The organism is Streptomyces mesophilus, assembly GCF_011044995.1.
Taxonomy (GTDB): Bacteria; Actinomycetota; Actinomycetes; order Streptomycetales; family Streptomycetaceae; genus Streptomyces; species Streptomyces mesophilus.
In genome coordinates this window covers 1-2935 of the sequence record NZ_JAAKZW010000416.1, presented here as the reverse complement: position 1 = coordinate 2935, position 2935 = coordinate 1, and the positions used below count along the sequence as shown (strand labels likewise).

Genomic DNA, 2935 nt, shown 5'->3' with positions numbered 1-2935 from the left:
CGCCGACGCCGACCCGTCCCCCGACTCCCCGCCCACGAGCCAATCGGGGTACCCTCTGTCCGGACAAACCCCCACAGACGAACCACCGCCGCAGCACAATCGGTCCCCCCGTCGCCCGCCTCCGCCCGTCGCTCCGGCGGGGCGGACCATCCGGACGCATATGCCGCGGCGGGTTCCGCCGGCGAGTACGCCGCCACGGCCACCACGACCGTCGTTCGACGAACGCCGTAAACCAAGGAGTTGACGTTGCCGATGACACCCGAAGACCCTCTTCTCAAGATCCTCGCGTGCCCGCTCGACAAGGGCCCGCTCCATCTCCTCACCCCCGAGGAGGTGCTCTACAACCCCCGCCTTCGGCTGCGCTACCCCATCCTCGAAGGGATTCCTCAACTGCTGCCGTCGTCCGGCGAACCCACCTCCGAAGAGGAGCATGAGCGCCTCCTGAAGCGGATCGAGCCGGTCGAGGCCGCGAAGGGGGCGACGGACGCCTCATGACCCTCGCCGCACGCGTCGGCCCCCTGCTCCCGGAACACGTGGTGGGCCGCATCGCCCAGATCCTCTATCCGCGCTTCGAGCCCGAACTGGCGCACCTCGACGACTACTTGCCGCGCGCCTGCCGTACGGCGCTGGACATCGGCGGCTGGTACGGACCGTGGTCACGCCGCCTCGCCTCCCGTGCGCGCAGCGTCGTGACCATCGAGCCGGTACCGCATCTGGCGCGCACGCTGGAGCGGATCACCCCGCCCAACGTCCGCGTCATCCAGGCCGCGGCGAGCGACAAGCCCGGCACGGCACGGCTCTGGTTCCCCGCGGGGGACGCCGGCACCCGGGGCCTGTCCTCCCTCATCCGCCGCGACATCCACACCCACGGGGTCGACGTCCCGTGCGTTCCGGTCGACGAACTCGGCCTGGACGACGTCGACTTCATCAAGATCGACGTGGACGGCAGCGAAATGGCGACGTTGCAGGGCGCGCGCAAGACCCTGGACCGCGACCGCCCGGCGCTCCTGATCGAGCTCGAGGCCCGTATCCAGCCCACGGCCCCGATCGTCGATCTGCTCACCACGCACGGCTACCGCGGCTGGGTCCTTCCCTCGGCGGCCTGGCTCCCGCTCGACGACTTCGACCTGGACACCCACCAGGACCGCACGGCCCATGTCGCGAGCGCCGGCCTGCTCCGCCGCGTGCTGCCGTTCTCGGGCCCGCGGTATGTGAACTCTGTCCTGTTCCTGCCGGAGGGCCGCCGGCCCAGCCCGGCGCGCATCCCGGCGGCTTCGCTGCGGCCGCACCGATGAGTTTTGCCTGCCGCTCCGGTCTACCTCTTCGTACCGAAGAACGCCTATCCAGGGAGGCACCGTGAGCAGCGAAGCGCTACCGCCGGTGGTCGACGCCAAGACCTGGCAGCAGGAGCTGGACGCCCTGCGCGTACGGGAGAAGGCCGCCACCCGCGAACTGGACGCGATCGCGGCGCAGCGCCGTCGGCTGCCGATGGTGGAGCTGCCGGAGTACACCCTGCGGTCCGCCGAAGGGCCCGTCCGCCTCGTCGATCTGTTCGAGGACAAGAAGCAGCTGATCGTCTACCACCACATGTGGTTCCCCGGCAAGAAGTGGCAATGCTCCGGCTGCACCGGCCTTACCTCGCAGTACACCCGGCTCGACTTCCTCGGCCAGTGGGACGCCCGCTTCGTGATCGTCACCCAGGGCCCCCTCGACGAGGCCCTCGCGTACAAGGAGCGGGTCGGCAACAAGATGGACTGGTACTCCACCGCCGAGAGCCCCTTCGGCGCGGACGTGGACGCACCGCCCGGCGGCGGTTTCGCGTTCAATGTCTTCCTGCGGGACGGCGACAAGGTCTACCGCACCTGGCACACCTCGGGCCGCGGCTGCGAACAGCTCAGCCACACCTTCCCCCTCATCGACGTCCTGCCGTACGGGCGCCAGGAGGAGTGGCAGGACGCCCCGGACGGCTGGCCGCAGTCGCCCACGTACAGCAGGTGGATGGAGTCGGAGAGGTACGCGGAGCTGTACGGCGCCGACGACGCCTAGGACCTGCGGGTGGAGGACCGGTGCGCCGGGACGGCCTGGCGATGATCAAGGTGTGGGATTGGTGACGGGCCTGTGGGGATGAGCCGGGGCGGGCCCGGACCCTCATAGCATCAGCAGGCTTTGCTGCGCGGGAACGACCTGCCCCTGGGGGAACACTGGGGACCGTGGGCGCCGTCACGGCAGAGTCACATCAACGAGGGATGAACCCACACATGAAGCTCAACCTGCCCAAGAGGGCACTTTCGCTCGCCGTCGTCGGTGCGAGCGTGCTCGGCGTCTGCGCCATCGGCACCGGCTCCGCTTCCGCGGCGAGCTGGAAGTGCAAGCCGTACACAGACAACATGGACGACGAGGCGTACGACGGCCCCGCGCCCGACAACTTCAACATCACGGTCACGAACTGCATCAAGGAAGCCGGCTCGTACGTCTACGCCAAGGCCACGGTGAGCTTCGACTTCCTGCCGAACTACGGCCCCCCGATGTCCAACACCTTCGACTCGGCCCACTTCCGGCTGAACGTCAACCGCCCCCGCTCCGGCACGGACTCGGTCTACCTCAAGAAGGACTACAACCTCCTCGACGACTTCGACCGGATGAACAGCTCCGGCAACGGCAGCACCTCGACCCGCACCTTCAAGGTGTACGTGGGCAGCAAGAAGGCGTACACGGACGGCACGCTGCGCTTCAACTGGCAGAACGACGGCAAGGGCGTCAAGAGCTACGGCTTCCCGAAGAGCCCCACGGTCTGATCCGGCAGGCCCCGGACCCACCTGGGGATCGTCCGCATGACGGCGGGCCGGACGCGTTCCTGACGCGTCCGGCCCGCGTTCTTCTGCTCCGGTCAACTTTTGCTCCGGCCACCTTTTGCTCCGGCCACCTCGGATCGCCC

The 2935-nt window shown here is 68.8% G+C and carries 4 protein-coding genes; all 4 read left to right on the top strand.

Going from position 1 to position 2935, the window contains the following annotated elements:
• Positions 1-252: 252 nt before the first annotated feature.
• The 4 genes from G6045_RS40115 to G6045_RS40100 all read left to right on the top strand — a co-directional run bounded on the left by G6045_RS40115 (position 253) and on the right by G6045_RS40100 (position 2795).
• The gene (locus tag G6045_RS40115; protein WP_165337178.1) at positions 253-495 is read left to right on the top strand and encodes a Trm112 family protein; all 243 of its coding nucleotides are present in this window, start codon (positions 253-255) and stop codon (positions 493-495) included.
• A complete protein-coding gene (locus G6045_RS40110; protein WP_165337177.1) occupies positions 492-1295 on the top strand; it encodes an FkbM family methyltransferase in 804 nt (267 codons plus the stop codon). The genes G6045_RS40115 and G6045_RS40110 overlap by 4 nt, the downstream gene beginning before the upstream one ends.
• Before the next feature lie 61 nt (positions 1296-1356).
• Positions 1357-2046, top strand: a complete 690-nt coding sequence (locus G6045_RS40105; protein WP_165337176.1) for a DUF899 domain-containing protein — start codon at positions 1357-1359, stop codon at positions 2044-2046.
• Between the two features lie 212 nt (positions 2047-2258).
• Positions 2259-2795: a hypothetical protein gene (locus tag G6045_RS40100; protein ID WP_165337175.1), complete on the top strand. Its 537-nt coding sequence runs from the start codon at positions 2259-2261 to the stop codon at positions 2793-2795.
• The last annotated feature ends 140 nt before the right edge of the window (positions 2796-2935 follow it).